Annotated in this window: 15 protein-coding genes; all 15 read right to left on the minus strand. The window is 55.6% G+C overall.

The annotated features are described in order from the left end of the window. Positions 1-297: 297 nt before the first annotated feature. A complete protein-coding gene (gene glmS / locus EKL15_RS22535; protein ID WP_049200563.1) occupies positions 298-2,127 on the minus strand; it encodes a glutamine--fructose-6-phosphate transaminase (isomerizing) in 1,830 nt (609 codons plus the stop codon). 152 nt (positions 2,128-2,279) lie between these two features. Beyond that, a complete protein-coding gene (gene glmU, locus EKL15_RS22540; protein WP_060441268.1) occupies positions 2,280-3,653 on the minus strand; it encodes a bifunctional UDP-N-acetylglucosamine diphosphorylase/glucosamine-1-phosphate N-acetyltransferase GlmU in 1,374 nt (457 codons plus the stop codon). Positions 3,654-3,943: 290 nt separating this feature from the next. Further along, positions 3,944-4,363: a F0F1 ATP synthase subunit epsilon gene (locus EKL15_RS22545; protein ID WP_004933814.1), complete on the minus strand. Its 420-nt coding sequence runs from the start codon at positions 4,361-4,363 to the stop codon at positions 3,944-3,946. A 20-nt stretch (positions 4,364-4,383) separates the two neighbouring features. Then, positions 4,384-5,766: a F0F1 ATP synthase subunit beta gene (gene atpD / locus EKL15_RS22550; RefSeq protein ID WP_004933813.1), complete on the minus strand. Its 1,383-nt coding sequence runs from the start codon at positions 5,764-5,766 to the stop codon at positions 4,384-4,386. 32 nt (positions 5,767-5,798) lie between these two features. Continuing rightward, on the minus strand, positions 5,799-6,662 hold the full coding sequence (gene atpG / locus EKL15_RS22555) for a F0F1 ATP synthase subunit gamma (RefSeq protein ID WP_004933811.1): 864 nt from the start codon (positions 6,660-6,662) through the stop codon (positions 5,799-5,801). A gap of 59 nt (positions 6,663-6,721) precedes the next feature. Continuing rightward, positions 6,722-8,263: a F0F1 ATP synthase subunit alpha gene (gene atpA, locus EKL15_RS22560; protein WP_004933808.1), complete on the minus strand. Its 1,542-nt coding sequence runs from the start codon at positions 8,261-8,263 to the stop codon at positions 6,722-6,724. Between the two features lie 12 nt (positions 8,264-8,275). After that, complete coding sequence (gene atpH / locus EKL15_RS22565; protein ID WP_025160298.1) at positions 8,276-8,809, minus strand: F0F1 ATP synthase subunit delta; 534 nt, start codon at positions 8,807-8,809, stop codon at positions 8,276-8,278. Between the two features lie 14 nt (positions 8,810-8,823). Beyond that, positions 8,824-9,294: a F0F1 ATP synthase subunit B gene (gene atpF, locus EKL15_RS22570; protein WP_004933804.1), complete on the minus strand. Its 471-nt coding sequence runs from the start codon at positions 9,292-9,294 to the stop codon at positions 8,824-8,826. A gap of 57 nt (positions 9,295-9,351) precedes the next feature. Further along, the gene (gene atpE / locus EKL15_RS22575; protein ID WP_004093904.1) at positions 9,352-9,591 is read right to left on the minus strand and encodes a F0F1 ATP synthase subunit C; all 240 of its coding nucleotides are present in this window, start codon (positions 9,589-9,591) and stop codon (positions 9,352-9,354) included. A 49-nt stretch (positions 9,592-9,640) separates the two neighbouring features. Continuing rightward, positions 9,641-10,420: a F0F1 ATP synthase subunit A gene (atpB, locus tag EKL15_RS22580; RefSeq protein ID WP_025160299.1), complete on the minus strand. Its 780-nt coding sequence runs from the start codon at positions 10,418-10,420 to the stop codon at positions 9,641-9,643. Between the two features lie 22 nt (positions 10,421-10,442). Further along, positions 10,443-10,826: a F0F1 ATP synthase subunit I gene (atpI, locus tag EKL15_RS22585; protein ID WP_004933796.1), complete on the minus strand. Its 384-nt coding sequence runs from the start codon at positions 10,824-10,826 to the stop codon at positions 10,443-10,445. Positions 10,827-11,465: 639 nt separating this feature from the next. Next, complete coding sequence (rsmG, locus tag EKL15_RS22590; RefSeq protein WP_047729585.1) at positions 11,466-12,086, minus strand: 16S rRNA (guanine(527)-N(7))-methyltransferase RsmG; 621 nt, start codon at positions 12,084-12,086, stop codon at positions 11,466-11,468. Between the two features lie 138 nt (positions 12,087-12,224). After that, positions 12,225-14,114, minus strand: coding sequence for a tRNA uridine-5-carboxymethylaminomethyl(34) synthesis enzyme MnmG (gene mnmG / locus EKL15_RS22595; RefSeq protein ID WP_060424381.1), 1,890 nt, complete (start codon positions 14,112-14,114; stop codon positions 12,225-12,227). A gap of 381 nt (positions 14,115-14,495) precedes the next feature. Next, positions 14,496-14,936, minus strand: coding sequence for an FMN-binding protein MioC (gene mioC / locus EKL15_RS22600; protein WP_016929621.1), 441 nt, complete (start codon positions 14,934-14,936; stop codon positions 14,496-14,498). A gap of 100 nt (positions 14,937-15,036) precedes the next feature. After that, positions 15,037-15,498 (minus strand): transcriptional regulator AsnC, encoded by a 462-nt coding sequence (gene asnC / locus EKL15_RS22605; protein WP_004933786.1) that lies wholly within the window; start codon positions 15,496-15,498, stop codon positions 15,037-15,039. Between the last annotated feature and the right edge of the window lie 97 nt (positions 15,499-15,595).

Here is a 15,595-nt window from a genome sequence, read left to right on the forward strand (position 1 = left end):
GTTTTAATCAGAGTAAGTATTGCTGCAGGAGGGAAAATAGGACAGTTTGGTGACAGAAAAATGTACGCAATATGACAGTTATATTACAGTGCATTTGAGGGGTGATGATTTATATAAAAATCAACTTGTTAAATCAAAAGCAGCGCAATTGCCAAGCAATAAAAAAACCGTTTGGCCACGCCCTATCCGCTTGAATATGACAACGTTTATCCCTGAATCGGCGCCGCTGTCATCTTTCGCGTTACTCATGAAAAAAGCCGGCGCTAAGGCCGGCTTTTGCAGTTTATCTGCGGCAGATTACTCTACGGTGACAGACTTCGCCAGGTTGCGCGGCTGGTCAACGTCGGTGCCTTTGATCAGCGCCACGTGGTAAGACAGCAGCTGCAACGGCACGGTGTAGAAGATCGGCGCCACGATTTCCTCGACGTGCGGCAGAGGAATGATGGTCATGCCTTCGCTGCTGACGAAGCCGGCGTCCTGATCGGCGAACACATACAGCTGGCCGCCGCGCGCGCGCACTTCTTCAATGTTGGACTTCAGCTTTTCCAGCAGTTCGTTGTTCGGCGCCACCACAATCACCGGCATATCGGCGTCGATCAGCGCCAGCGGGCCGTGTTTCAGCTCGCCCGCCGCATAAGCTTCGGCATGAATATAGGAGATCTCTTTCAGCTTCAGCGCCCCTTCCATGGCGATCGGATACTGATCGCCGCGGCCGAGGAACAACGCATGGTGCTTGTCGGAGAAGCCTTCCGCCAGCGCTTCGATCTCTTTATCCATCGACAGCATCTGCTCGATGCGCGCCGGCAGCGCCTGCAGGCCGTGCACGATCTCCTGCTCCACGCTTTCCGCCATGCCTTTCAAGCGGCCCAAGCGCGCCACCAGCATCAACAGCACGGTGAGCTGCGTGGTGAAGGCTTTGGTCGAGGCTACGCCGATTTCCGTGCCGGCCTTGGTCATCAATGCCAGATCGGATTCGCGCACCAGCGAAGAGCCCGCAACGTTACAAACGGCCAGCGAACCGAGATAACCCAGCTCTTTGGACAGGCGCAGCGCCGCCAGGGTGTCGGCGGTTTCGCCGGACTGCGACAGGGTGATGATCAGGCTGCCCGGGCGCACCGCCGATTTGCGGTAACGGAACTCGGAGGCGATCTCGACGTCGCACGGCACGCCGGCCAGCGCTTCGAACCAGTAACGCGCCACCATACCGGAGTGGTAAGAAGTGCCACAGGCGATGATCTGCACGTGCTGCACCTTGGCCAACAGCTCATCGGCGCGCGGGCCCAGCTCGCTCAGGTTGATTTGGCCATGGCTGAAACGCCCTTCCAGGGTATTTTTCAGCGCCAGCGGCTGTTCGTAGATCTCTTTTTGCATGTAGTGGCGGTAAGCGCCTTTGTCGCCGGCGTCATACTGCACCTGGGATTCGATCTCAGGGCGCTCGATGGCGTTGCCCTGCTTGTCGAAGATGTTGACGGTGCGGCGAGTCACTTCCACCACGTCGCCTTCTTCCAGGAAGATGAAGCGGCGGGTGACCGGCAGCAGCGCCAGCTGGTCGGAAGCGATGAAGTTTTCCCCGACGCCGCGGCCGATAACCAGCGGGCTGCCGGAGCGCGCCGCGACCAATACGCTCGGATCGCGGCTGTCCATCACCACGGTGCCGTAGGCGCCGCGCAGCTGTGGGATCACGCGCTGAACCACTTCCAGCAGCGTACCGCCCTGCAGTTGTTCCCAGTGCACCAGGTGCGCAATCACTTCGGTGTCGGTTTCGGAGCTGAAGCGATAACCACGTTCGATCAGCAGTTCGCGCAGCGGTTCGTGGTTTTCGATGATGCCGTTATGCACCACGGTAATGTAGTCGGAAACATGCGGGTGCGCGTTCGCCTCGGTCGGTTCACCGTGCGTTGCCCAACGGGTGTGAGCGATGCCGGTACCGCCGTGCAGATCGGTCTGCTCCGCCGCTTCGGCCAGTTTTTGCACCTTGCCTACGCGGCGCAGGCGGCTGACGTTGCCTTTTTCGTCGACCACTGCCAGACCGGCGGAGTCATAACCGCGGTACTCAAGACGACGTAAACCTTCCAACAGGATTTCTGCGATATCACGTTGCGCTACTGCGCCTACAATTCCACACATCAGTTATATTCCTAATGAACGCCCTTCATGGGCGCTTTCGATGCCTTGACCTGATTTTTGCCGGTTTTTACCGTGCGCCCCCCGAGCCTGTAGATGGTGGGGGTTATTATGTTTTGTATTGGGCTCGTGAACGGAGCCCAACGCAAAACACACTATGACTTCTTCTTCACCGGACGTTGCCAGCCCTGAATGTGCACCTGCTTGACGCGGCTCAGCACCAGTTCGTTCTCGGCTATATCGCGCGTCACCGTGGTGCCGGCGGCGATGGTGGAGCCTTTGCCGACCGACACCGGCGCCACCAGCTGTGTATCGGAACCGACGAATACGCCGTCGCCGATCACCGTCTTGTGCTTGTTGGCGCCATCGTAGTTGCAGGTGATGGTGCCGGCGCCGATATTCACGTCATCGCCGATTTCGGCATCGCCCAGATAGCTGAGGTGGCCGGCCTTGGAGCCTTTACCCAGACGCGCCTTTTTCATTTCCACGAAGTTGCCGACGTGAGCCCCTGCCGCCAGCTCCGCGCCTGGGCGCAGGCGGGCGAACGGCCCCACGGTGCAGTCGGCTTCCAGCACGCTGTCCTCCAGCACGCTGTAAGGGCTGATCTCGCAGTCATCGCCAATCACGCAGTTTTTCAGCACGCAGCCGGCGCCGATTTTCACCCGGTCGCCCAGCTTGACGTGACCTTCGATAATCACATTCGCATCAATAGTGATGTCGCGGCCGTGAACAAGTTCCCCGCGCAGATCGAAACGCGCCGGATCCAGCAACATCACGCCGGCTAACAGCAGCTTTTCAGACTGTTCCGACTGGAAGACGCGCTCCAAGGTCGCCAGCTGTAGGCGGTTGTTCACGCCTTCCACTTCACTCAGGCGCAACGGGTGCACGGTTTCGATTTTCTTGCCGTCGGCATGGGCCAACGCAATGATATCGGTGATGTAGAACTCACCCTGTGCGTTGTCGTTATTCAACATCCCCAGCCAGCGCTTCAGATCGCGCCCGTTCGCCACCAGGATGCCGGTATTGATCTCGTTAATCTGGCGCTGCGCCTCGCTGGCATCCTTGTGTTCGACGATGCCCACCACGTTGCCCTGCTCGCGCACGATGCGGCCGTAACCGCTCGGATCGTCCAGCTTGACCGTCAGCAGCCCGATACCGCCCTGCGGCTTGGCCGCCAGCAGGCGTTGCAGCGTATCTACGGAGATCAACGGCACGTCACCGTACAGCATCAGCACGTCTTCATCGTCGGCAAAGTGCGGCGCGGCCTGCTGCATCGCATGGCCGGTACCCAGTTGCTCGGCCTGCAGCACCCAGTTCAGCGCGCCGTCAGTCAACGTACTCTTCAACAGATCGCCGCCGTGGCCGTATACCAGGTGGACATGTTGCGCGCCCAGTTTCATCGCGGCATCAATGACGTGTTGCACCATCGGCTTGCCGGCCAACGGATGTAAGACCTTGGGAAGATCGGAATACATGCGTGTTCCCTTGCCCGCGGCGAGGATAACCACGCTCATTGCGCTGTTCGACATAAGCAACCTGATAACTCCATTTTGATAGACGAAAGTAAAACCGTTTAGCGACGATATTACTACATATTTCTCTGCACGAACCCGGTGCAGACCGCGTGGGCCTTGGCCTGCCGCTATCGCGGCCAATTCGGCGTCGGGACGAAAAAACTGTCGGCGATCGGCGACGTTTATTTCCCGATATCAGGGGTTATACACCACACTGTCCGCCGGGCTGCAATGCTTATTTTAAAGTAAAAAAAAAGCGACCCTATAGGCCGCTTTCTTAAAGTTGGGTGCCAGGCACCCAAACATTACATCGCTTTTCTGGTGAGCTCGATAACGCGCAGTTTTGCGATCGCTTTCGCCAGTTCAGCGGATGCCTGAGCATAGTCGACATCGCCATGAGAGCTGCGAATGTGTTCTTCAGCTTTACGCTTAGCTTCCAACGCTCTCGCTTCGTCGAGGTCAGTACCACGGATAGCAGTGTCCGCCAGCACGGTAACCACGCTCGGCTGCACCTCTAGGATGCCGCCGGACAGGTAGATGAACTCTTCTTCACCGTGCTGCTTAACAATACGCACCATGCCAGGCTTGATGGCAGTCAGCAGCGGCGCATGGCCAGGGAAGATCCCCAGTTCACCTTCGCTGCCTGTCACCTGGATCTTCTGCACCAGGCCGGAAAACATCTGTTTTTCCGCGCTGACTACATCCAGATGGTAAGTCATAGCCATATCACCCTCCTCTCAAGGCGTTACAGTTTCTTGGCTTTTTCCACTGCTTCTTCAATGGTGCCAACCATGTAGAACGCCTGCTCCGGCAGGTGGTCATAGTCGCCGTCCATAATGCCTTTGAAACCACGGATGGTGTCTTTCAGCGATACGAACTTGCCCGGAGAACCGGTGAAGACTTCTGCCACGAAGAACGGCTGAGACAGGAAGCGTTGGATCTTACGCGCACGGGATACGACCAGTTTGTCTTCTTCAGACAGCTCGTCCATACCCAGGATCGCGATGATATCTTTCAGTTCCTGGTAGCGTTGCAGAATGGACTGCACGCCACGCGCTACGTCGTAGTGCTCCTGGCCAACAACCAGCGGATCCAGCTGACGGCTGGTGGAATCCAGCGGGTCAACGGCCGGGTAGATACCCAGAGAAGCGATGTTACGGCTCAGTACCACGGTTGCGTCCAAGTGCGCAAAGGTGGTGGCTGGTGACGGGTCAGTCAAGTCATCCGCAGGAACGTAAACGGCCTGTACGGAAGTGATGGAACCGGTCTTGGTCGAGGTGATACGTTCTTGCAGAACGCCCATCTCTTCCGCCAGCGTTGGCTGATAACCTACCGCAGATGGCATACGGCCCAGAAGTGCGGACACTTCGGTACCGGCCAGGGTGTAACGGTAGATGTTGTCAACGAACAGCAGAACGTCACGGCCTTCGTCACGGAATTTCTCCGCCATGGTCAGACCGGTCAGCGCAACGCGCAGACGGTTACCTGGTGGCTCGTTCATCTGGCCGTAAACCAGGGATACTTTGTCCAGAACGTTGGAGTCGGTCATTTCGTGGTAGAAGTCGTTACCCTCACGAGTACGCTCGCCCACGCCCGCAAACACGGAATAACCGGAGTGCTCGATCGCGATGTTACGGATCAGCTCCATCATGTTTACGGTTTTACCCACGCCCGCACCGCCGAACAGACCGACTTTACCGCCCTTGGCGAATGGACAAATCAGGTCCATTACCTTGATACCGGTTTCCAGCAGTTCCTGGGAGCTGGACAGCTCTTCGTAGCTTGGCGCCGCGCGGTGAATCGCCCAACGCTCTTCTTCGCCGATGTCGCCTTTCATGTCGATTGGTTGACCCAATACGTTCATGATACGGCCCAGGGTAGCTTTACCCACCGGCACTTCAATCGGGTGGTCCAGGTTGTTCACTTTCAGACCGCGACGCAGACCGTCGGAGGTCCCCATTGCGATACAGCGAACCACGCCACCGCCCAGCTGTTGCTGAACTTCCAACACCAGTTTTTCGGTGCCGTTTTCTACCTCAAGGGCATCGTACACTTTTGGTACGGCATCCTGAGGGAACTCGACGTCCACCACGGCGCCGATTACCTGGATAATCTTTCCAGTAGCCATCTTGAATCCTCTACGTAATTCGTAAACCTAGCTTAAACCGCGGAGGCTCCCGAAACGATCTCGGTGAGTTCCTGAGTGATGCTGGCCTGACGCGCCTTGTTGTATACCAACTGCAGCTCTTTGATCAGGCTACCGCCGTTATCGGTTGCGGCTTTCATCGCGACCATTCGTGCGGCCTGCTCGCTGGCCAGGTTTTCCACGACGCCCTGATAAACCTGCGACTCCACATAGCGGCGCAGCAAGGTATCAAGCAGCACTTTTGGATCGGGTTCATACAGGTAATCCCAAGGCGTTTTCTTCAGCTCTTCGTCATCGGCTGGCGGTAACGGCAGCAGCTGAAGCACCTGTGGCTCTTGGGACATCGTATTAACAAATTTGTTGCTGACAATGTACAGCTTGTCCAAACGACCTTCGTCGTAGGCCTGCAGCATCACTTTCACCGGCCCGATCAGATCCGACAGGGAAGGTTTGTCCCCCATGCCGGTCACCTGGGCAACCACGTTGCCGCCCACGGAACCAAAGAAAGAGGCCGCTTTAGAGCCAATCAGCGCCAAATCGGTTTCGACGCCTTTTTCGGACCAGGCTTTCATCTCCGCCAGCAGCTTTTTGAACAGGTTGATGTTCAAGCCGCCGCAGAGACCACGGTCAGTAGACACCACCAGATACCCGACGCGCTTAACGTCACGCTCATCCAGGTACGGGTGCTTGTACTCCAGATTCCCTAACGCAAGGTGACCAATCACTTTGCGCATGGTCTCTGCATAAGGACGGCTGGCCGCCATGCGATCCTGCGATTTACGCATTTTGGAGGCGGCGACCATTTCCATCGCTTTAGTGATCTTTTGCGTGTTTTGCACGCTAGCGATCTTACTACGTATCTCTTTTGCGCCGGCCATCTCTGCTTCTCCTCAGTGCCAGACGGCCTGCTGTCTTTCAACAGCAGGACCGTTCGGCGTTACCAGGACTGGGTTTTCTTGAAGGTCTCGAGGATGTCTTTCAACTTGCCCTCGATCTCATCATTGAAGTTGCCAGTTTGGTTGATGTGGTTCAGCAGTTCGGCGTGCTCGCGGTCCGCATAGGCGACCAGCGCGGCTTCGAAGCTCACCACTTTGGCGACTTCGACGTCGTTCAGGTAACCGCGTTCTGCGGCAAACAGCACCAGAGACTGTTGTGCAACCGACATCGGCGCATACTGTTTCTGTTTCAGCAGCTCGGTCACTTTCTGACCGTGGCTCAGCTGTTTGCGGGTCGCGTCGTCCAGATCCGAGGCGAACTGGGAGAACGCAGCCAATTCACGATACTGCGCCAGCGCGGTACGGATACCACCGGACAGTTTCTTCATGATCTTGGTCTGCGCGGCGCCACCAACACGGGATACGGAGATACCCGGGTTAACTGCCGGACGAATACCGGAGTTGAACAGGTTGGATTCCAGGAAGATCTGACCATCGGTAATCGAGATTACGTTGGTCGGAACGAACGCGGAAACGTCACCCGCCTGGGTTTCAATGATCGGCAGAGCGGTCAGTGAACCGGTTTGGCCTTTAACTTCACCTTTGGTGAAGGCTTCAACGTATTCGGCGTTAACGCGCGCTGCACGCTCCAGCAAGCGGGAGTGCAGGTAGAATACGTCGCCTGGGTAAGCTTCACGACCTGGCGGACGACGAAGCAGCAGGGAAATCTGGCGGTAAGCAACGGCCTGTTTGGACAGGTCATCGTACACGATCAGCGCATCTTCACCGCGGTCACGGAAGTATTCGCCCATTGCGCAACCGGCGTATGGCGCCAGGTATTGCAGTGCAGCGGATTCGGAAGCGGTCGCCACCACCACGATGGTGTTGGCCAGTGCGCCGTGCTCTTCCAGTTTGCGCACCACGTTAGCGATGGTGGACGCTTTCTGGCCGATAGCCACGTAAACGCATTTGATGCCGGAGTCGCGTTGGTTGATGATCGCATCGATCGCCAGCGCGGTTTTACCGGTCTGACGGTCACCGATCACCAGCTCACGCTGGCCACGGCCGATTGGAATCATGGCGTCAACGGATTTGTAGCCAGTCTGAACCGGCTGATCAACGGACTGACGCTCGATAACGCCTGGCGCGATAGCTTCTACCGGAGAGAAGCCGTCGTTCTCAATCGGGCCTTTGCCGTCGATTGGTGCGCCCAGGGTGTTAACTACGCGGCCCAGCAGACCACGACCGACTGGAACTTCCAGGATACGGCCGGTGCATTTAACCTTCATGCCTTCGGCCAGATCCGCGTACGGACCCATAACCACGGCACCTACGGAGTCGCGCTCCAGGTTCAATGCGATTGCGTAACGGTTGCCAGGCAGCGCGATCATTTCGCCCTGCATAACTTCGGCCAGGCCGTGTACGCGGATGATCCCGTCGCTGACGGAAACGATAGTACCTTCATTGTGAGCTTCGCTCACTACATTGAACTGAGCAATGCGCTGCTTGATCAGTTCGCTGATTTCGGTGGAATTCAGTTGCATGCTCCAGTCCCCTTAAGACTGCAAGACGTCTGTCAGGCGTTCAAGACGACCGCGAACGCTGCCATCAATCACCATATCGCCGGCGCGAACAACGATGCCGGCCAGTACAGACTTGTCAATTTTGCAATTCAGCTTAACTTTGCGTGACAGACGTTTTTCCATCGCAGCGGCGATTTTCGCCTGCTGTTCGTCGCTCAGCGCGCTCGCAGAGAGCACTTCGACTTCGACGGTGGATTCCAGCGAGGCGCGCAGTTCGATGAACTGCTGCAGCACGGCAGGAAGAACCAGTAAACGTCCATTTTCGGCCATTACACGGATAAAGTTCTGGCCATGTTCGTCGAGCCGATCGCCACAAACCGCGATGAACGTCTTGGACAGCGTTTCTGGCGCGACCGCGCCAGACAGCAGTTCAGAAATCTGTTCATTGCGAGTGACTTCAGCCGCAAACGCCAGCATGTCCTGCCAGCGCTCTACGCTTTGGTGCTCAACGGCAAAGTCAAAAGCTGCTTTGGCGTAGGGGCGAGCTACAGTTACAAATTCAGACATCAGCCCCTCCCTCCTTACAGTTCAGCGACCAGTTTATCAACGATGTCGCTGTTAGCAGCTTCATCCACGGAACGTTCGATGATCTTCTCGGCGCCGGCAATTGCCAGCATCGCGACTTGCTTACGCAACTCTTCACGAGCGCGCTTACGTTCGGCTTCGATCTCAGCCTGAGCCTGCGCCACGATTTTGTTACGTTCCTGCTCGGCTTCGGCTTTCGCTTCATCCATGATCTGAGCTTTGCGTTTGTTCGCTTGCTCGATGATCACCTGAGCTTCTGCTTTAGCAGTTTTCAGCTGGTCGGTCGCATTGGCTTGCGCTAAGTCCAGATCTTTTTTGGCACGCTCTGCAGAAGCGAGGCCGTCAGCAATTTCTTTCTGACGTTTCTCGATGGCAGCCATGATCGGCGGCCATACGTACTTCATGCAGAACCAGACAAACAGAACGAACGCGATGGCCTGGCCGAGGATTGTTGCGTTAAGATTCACAGCACAATGCCTCTTTAAAAGTTAATAGTTTGGTTACGTCGTAGAGGGTTACTCTACTTACGCGACGGCGAACATCACGTACAGACCCAGACCTACAGCGATCATCGGGATGGCGTCGACCAGACCCATAACGATAAAGAACTGTGTACGCAGCAGAGGAATCAGGTCAGGCTGACGAGCAGCGCCTTCCAAGAATTTACCACCCAGGATGCCGATACCGATCGCAGCACCGATTGCCGCTAAACCCATCATCACAGCGGCAGCCATGTACAGCAGATCCATACTCAGGTTTTCCATGACAGTCTCCAGTTTGTTTCAGTTTAAAAGTGCAAGTGTTTTAAGAAAATCAGTGCTCTTCAGACGCCATCGACAGATAGACGATCGTCAGAACCATGAAAATAAAGGCTTGAAGCGTAATGATCAGGATGTGGAAGATAGCCCAAGGCAAGCTCAGGACCCACTGTGACCACCACGGCAACAGGCCGGCAATCAGGATGAAGATCAACTCACCCGCATACATGTTGCCGAACAGTCGCAGACCCAGTGAAACAGGTTTGGACAGCAGGCTGACACCTTCAAGAATCAGGTTGATAGGAATGAATACAGGGTGGTTGAACGGCTGCATGGTCAACTCTTTAACGAACCCGCCAACGCCTTTCATTTTGATGCTATAGAACAGAATCAGGATAAACACGCCCAGCGCCATAGACAGCGTGACGTTCACGTCGGCGGTAGGCACGACGCGCAGCGCAGGCAGACCGAGAACGTGGGTGCCGAGATAAGGCAGGAAGTCAACCGGGATGAGGTCCATCAGGTTCATCAGGAACACCCAGACGAACACGGTCAGTGCCAACGGCGCAATGACCTTGCTCTTGCCGTGGTACATATCGCGCACGCTGCTGTCGACGAAACCGACCACCAGCTCCACGGCGGTTTGCAGTTTACCCGGCACGCCGCTGGTGGCGTTTTTGGCCACTTTGCGGAAGATCACCAGGAAGAGCGCCCCGAGGACGACGGAGAAAAACATCGAGTCGAGGTTAATCGACCAAAACCCAGTCCCGACCTGAAGCTGCGTCAGGTGGTGACCGATATACTCCTGTGGAGTCAAGACTTCTCCTGCAGACATGATGCCTCTTACCCTTATTTAGTTAAGTTCGGTAACTGTTAATCACGGCCGGTGCCACTATCTGCACCACTAACACCGCTAAATAGGTCAGGCCAAGCGGTATAAACTCCGCCTTGAACACCCCCAGCGCCACGATCAGCAAAACGATGGTGATCACGACCTTTAGCCCCTCGCCGATGGCGAACGACCAGGCAACCCTACCGGGCGCCGGCGTTTGCGCCTGATGGCGCAAGGCAAACAGCATAAACATTGCACTCGGCAACCAGGCGGCGAGACCGCCTGCCAGCGCCGAAGCGCTCCATTCCGGGCTTTTCAGCCAGAAAGCAACGCTGATCAGAACAAAAGTCATTAACTGCAAAAACAGCAGTTTGCGTGCGACTTTCCCGCTGTAAAGGGACACAGACATGACGTTTGTTCTCTCCGTACCCCAGAGGGGGTATGCTGAGTGACGTATACAACTGTTTTTGCTGTCCTGAGTCAAGCAGCAAAAAACGAGCAAATTATACGGGGCATACCAACGAATTCAATCGATAAGTAGCGAAAAGGTGAACAATTATTTAAATTTCCCTATTCCAGCCTATTTTCACAAGAAAACGGTCGGAATAATAGGGCGCATTTAATTGTCTGATTATTCCAGCGTTGCGTTTAGAAACGCGAAGCCGATCACAGTAATGTCCCTTCCTGATTTATAGCCGATGGTCAACCAAACCGTCTTTAGCAATTTGAGCGATCAAAAGATTATATAAATCAAAACATTATCAGTTAACTGTTCAAAAACAATCCGTATACCCGATGAAAACCTTTTATTGACAAGCAGCGGGGCAATATTCCAACAGCCAATTAACATTAGCAGCAAACGCCAATCTTTCGCACATGATTGCTAACGTGACTATTTCCAAATGCAATTACTCTATTGTCGCTAATTAGCCGCGTTTTTTGTGTTAATAGGAAGTAAATTAACTAAAAAAAGCGGCCAACTAATTAGCCTGCTTATCTTTCTACCTGGTACTGCCTTTAATTCACGCTTGTTTGATCAAAAGCAAACTCAGTTTGCCTTAAGAATCACCAGATGGCGTTCGCCTTCCAGTTCAGGCACCTGCAGCCGCACGATAGACTCCAGGCTAACGCCTGCAGGCAGCTGCGTCAGCTCTTCATCCGGGCGCACGCCTTTCAACGCGTAAAAACGCCCCTGCCCTTTCGCCGGCAGATGATGGCACCAGGACAGCATATCCTGCAGCGAAGCGAACGCGCGGCTGATCACGCCGTCGAACGGTGGCTCGGCCGGAAACTCCTCAACGCGGCTCTGCACCGGCTCGATATTGTTCAGGCCCAGCTCATGCTGCACCTGACGCAGGAAACGCACGCGCTTGCCCAGGCTGTCGAGCAGCGTGAAATGCGCGTCCGGGCGCACGATCGCCAGCGGAATGCCCGGCAACCCGGGGCCAGTGCCGACATCGATAAAACGCGAGCCCTGCAGATGCGGGTTGACCACGATGCTGTCGAGGATGTGGCGCACCAGCATTTGCTGCGGATCGCGCACCGACGTGAGGTTATAAGCCTTGTTCCATTTATCCAGCATGCCGACATAGCCCAGCAGCTGCTGTTTCTGCTGATCGGGCAGCTCAATGCCTGCTGCCGCAAGCAGCGAGTCTAATTTTTTTTGCACAACGGATCCTCTGGCAGGCGCTGAACGACCAGCGGATGGTTAGCTGGCGCAATGAGGCGACTATGATAATTCAGGGCGCAAGTGATGTCAGCGGCCGTTTGGCTACGGGATGAACAAACGGCCGCCTGGATGCGAGATTTATGCGCTGCGGCGCAGCAGTCCCTGCTTTTTCAGCCAGATCAGCAAAATCGAGATCGCCGCCGGCGTAATGCCGGAGATACGCGAAGCCTGGCCGATGGAGTTCGGTTTGTGATCGTTCAGCTTGGCGATCACCTCGTTCGACAGCCCCGAAACCTGACGGTAATCGAGATCCAACGGCAGCACGGTATTCTCGTTGCGCTGCTGTTTTTCGATCTCTTCCTGCTGGCGAGCGATGTAGCCTTCGTATTTGACCTGGATCTCGACCTGTTCGGCAGCTTGTACGTCGTCCAGCGGCGGCGCGAAGACGTCGGTGCCGGTCAACTGCGCGTAATCCATCTCAGGGCGGCGCAGCAGCTCTTCGCCGTTCGCTTCGCGCGACAACGGCGCTTTCAGCAGCGCATTGACCTGTTCGACGTTCTCGGCGTGCGGGTGCATCCAGATGTCGCGCAGGCGCTGACGTTCGCGTTCGATTCGCTCCAGCTTCTCGCTGTAACGCGCCCAACGCACATCGTCCACCAGGCCCAGTTCACGGCCTTTTTCCGTCAGGCGGAGATCGGCGTTGTCTTCGCGCAGCATCAGACGATACTCGGCGCGTGAGGTAAACATCCGGTACGGTTCTTTGGTGCCGAGGGTGCTGAGATCGTCCACCAGCACGCCCAGATAAGCCTGATCGCGACGTGGCGCCCAGCCTTCCTGTTCGTCGGCGAAGCGCCCGGCGTTCAAACCGGCCAGCAGGCCCTGCGCAGCGGCTTCTTCATACCCGGTAGTGCCGTTGATCTGGCCGGCGAAGAACAGCCCCTGAATGAATTTGCTTTCCAGCGTCGGCTTCAAATCGCGCGGATCGAAGAAATCGTACTCGATGGCGTAACCAGGGCGAATAATACGCGCGTTCTGCATGCCTTCCATCGAACGGACGATCTGCATCTGCACGTCGAACGGCAGGCTGGTGGAGATCCCGTTAGGGTAAATCTCGTTGCTGGTCAGGCCTTCCGGTTCGAGGAAGATCTGGTGCGCGTTGCGATCGGCAAAGCGCATGACCTTGTCTTCGATCGACGGGCAGTAACGTGGGCCGATCCCTTCGATGATCCCGGCATACATCGGGCTGCGATCGAGGTTATTGCGGATCACGTCATGGGTTTTTTCATTGGTATGGGTGATGTAGCACGCCATTTGTTCTGGGTGCTGGCTAGCATCGCCCAAGAACGAGAATACCGGCACCGGCGTATCGCCGTGTTGTGGCGCCAGTACGCTGAAATCGATAGTGCGAGCGTCGATGCGCGGCGGCGTACCGGTTTTCAAGCGGTTAACGCGCAGCGGCAGTTCTCGCAGGCGCTGCGACAGCGAGATTGAAGGAGGATCCCCGGCGCGGCCGCCGCTGTAATTCTCCAGGCCAATATGGATCTTACCGTCCAGGAAAGTGCCGACGGTCAATACCACCGCCTTGGCGCGGAATTTCAGGCCCATTTGGGTGACGGCGCCCACTACGCGATCGTTTTCGACGATCAGATCCTCAACGGGTTGTTGGAAGATCATCAGGTTGGGTTGGTTCTCCAACGCGGTACGGATCGCCTGGCGATACAGTACGCGATCCGCCTGAGCGCGCGTGGCGCGAACGGCTGGGCCTTTGCTGGCGTTTAGTATCCTAAACTGGATGCCGGCATGGTCGATCGCCGTGGCCATCAGGCCGCCGAGTGCATCAATTTCCTTAACCAGATGCCCTTTACCAATACCGCCAATCGCCGGGTTGCAGGACATCTGTCCCAGCGTATCGATATTGTGTGTCAATAATAAAGTCTGACGTCCCATGCGTGCCGCGGCCATGGCGGCCTCGGTCCCTGCATGGCCACCACCGATGATGATGACGTCAAATTGATCTGGATAAAACATGGAACTGCACCTCGCCGTATTGCGAACGATCGTTATTTGCCCTGGGGTGGGGGATTCTACTCAAGTTTAGACGATCGACCAAGTGGTCAGGATCGTCGGTAATTAAAAGAAGATCTTTTTTATTTAAAGATCTCTTTATTAGATCTCTTATTAGGATCGCGATCCTCTGTGGATAAGTGACTATTCACGATGAAGATCAGCAGATTAAGGAGGATCGTTTGCTGTGAATGATCGGTGATCCCGACGCAGATAAGCTGGGATCTAAAAGGCTTGTTATGCACAGGACAAAAAGCGCACTACGGTTGTTATTGGGATAACTACGGCTTTTACCCTGCTTTTAAGTATAGTTATCCACAATCGTTCGCACGATCTTTAGGCGAATTAGAGTAAATTAATCCAGTTTTTTACCCATTCCTCGGCCGGATCCTCGGGAATTTCATGTTCGGTCACGTCGATCTCGAGACGATCGCCGATCCTTTTCGCGCCTCTGGCGATCAACAGATCGTCGATCTGTTTGATCGCACCGCAGAAGGTGTCGTATTCCGAACTGCCCAAACCGACGGCGCCGAACTGCACCTCGGAAAGATCCGGCTGTTGTTCGGCGATCTGCTCCAGCAACGGCTGAAGGTTATCCGGCAGTTCGCCGGCGCCGTGCGTGGAAGAGACCACCAGCCAGCGACCGGTCAACGGCAGCTCATCCAGTTCAGGGCCGTGCAACATCTCGGTAGAGAAACCCGCGTCTTCCAGCTTTTCAGCCAAATGTTCAGCCACGTATTCGGCGCTGCCAAGCGTACTGCCACTGATCAGAGTAATGTCTGCCATGAACCAACGATCCCAACCTTCTCACTCAAAGTGGCTGCATTGTACGCTGTGAATCGGCTGGGATCTACCTGTGGATAATGTGGGTATGCAATTTGGCGGGTTACGGCACAATGGTGCGCATAATGGGGTTCTGCAGCGAGATCAGCGTTTCGGTAGACTGGATCTCGTCGATGGTCTGGATCTTGTTGATAAGTACCTGTTGCAGCGCGTCGATCGATCGGCACATCACCTTGATAAAGACGCTGTAGTGGCCGGTGGTGTAATAGGCTTCCACCACTTCTTCCAGGCTTTCCAGCTTCTTCAGCGCCGAAGGATAGTCTTTGGCGCTCTTTAATATGATGCCGATAAAGCAGCACACGTCATAGCCCAGCTGTTTGGGGCTGACGTCGATGCGCGCGCCGGTGATGATCCCGGCCTGTTTCATCTTCTCTACCCGCACATGAATGGTGCCGGGGCTGACGGCGAAGTTTTTCGCCAGTTCGGCGTACGGTGTGCGCGCGTTGTCCATCAGTGCGTTGAGGATGCCGCGATCGAGATTATCGATCTGATAAATTTCCGCCATTTAATCCCCCATTAATTAACGATTGTTGAATTCTGTCCGGGTAAAAATGAACGATTAAAAGTGAAAAGGCAATATTGATTAGTGGATATTGAATTGG

The sequence above is a fragment of the Serratia sp. 4542 genome, assembly GCF_016805595.1.
GTDB classification, from domain to species: Bacteria; Pseudomonadota; Gammaproteobacteria; order Enterobacterales; family Enterobacteriaceae; genus Serratia; species Serratia nevei.

Coding starts and splice junctions, on each gene's coding strand:
- atpE (WP_004093904.1), bottom strand. CDS start 9,591: ATGGAAAACCTGAGTATGGATCTGCTGTACATGGCTGCCGCTGTGATG.
- atpB (WP_025160299.1), bottom strand. CDS start 10,420: ATGTCTGCAGGAGAAGTCTTGACTCCACAGGAGTATATCGGTCACCAC.
- atpH (WP_025160298.1), bottom strand. CDS start 8,809: ATGTCTGAATTTGTAACTGTAGCTCGCCCCTACGCCAAAGCAGCTTTT.
- glmS (WP_049200563.1), bottom strand. CDS start 2,127: ATGTGTGGAATTGTAGGCGCAGTAGCGCAACGTGATATCGCAGAAATC.
- mioC (WP_016929621.1), bottom strand. CDS start 14,936: ATGGCAGACATTACTCTGATCAGTGGCAGTACGCTTGGCAGCGCCGAA.
- glmU (WP_060441268.1), bottom strand. CDS start 3,653: ATGTCGAACAGCGCAATGAGCGTGGTTATCCTCGCCGCGGGCAAGGGA.
- atpG (WP_004933811.1), bottom strand. CDS start 6,662: ATGGCCGGCGCAAAAGAGATACGTAGTAAGATCGCTAGCGTGCAAAAC.
- atpA (WP_004933808.1), bottom strand. CDS start 8,263: ATGCAACTGAATTCCACCGAAATCAGCGAACTGATCAAGCAGCGCATT.
- mnmG (WP_060424381.1), bottom strand. CDS start 14,114: ATGTTTTATCCAGATCAATTTGACGTCATCATCATCGGTGGTGGCCAT.
- atpI (WP_004933796.1), bottom strand. CDS start 10,826: ATGTCTGTGTCCCTTTACAGCGGGAAAGTCGCACGCAAACTGCTGTTT.
- asnC (WP_004933786.1), bottom strand. CDS start 15,498: ATGGCGGAAATTTATCAGATCGATAATCTCGATCGCGGCATCCTCAAC.
- EKL15_RS22545 (WP_004933814.1), bottom strand. CDS start 4,363: ATGGCTATGACTTACCATCTGGATGTAGTCAGCGCGGAAAAACAGATG.
- atpD (WP_004933813.1), bottom strand. CDS start 5,766: ATGGCTACTGGAAAGATTATCCAGGTAATCGGCGCCGTGGTGGACGTC.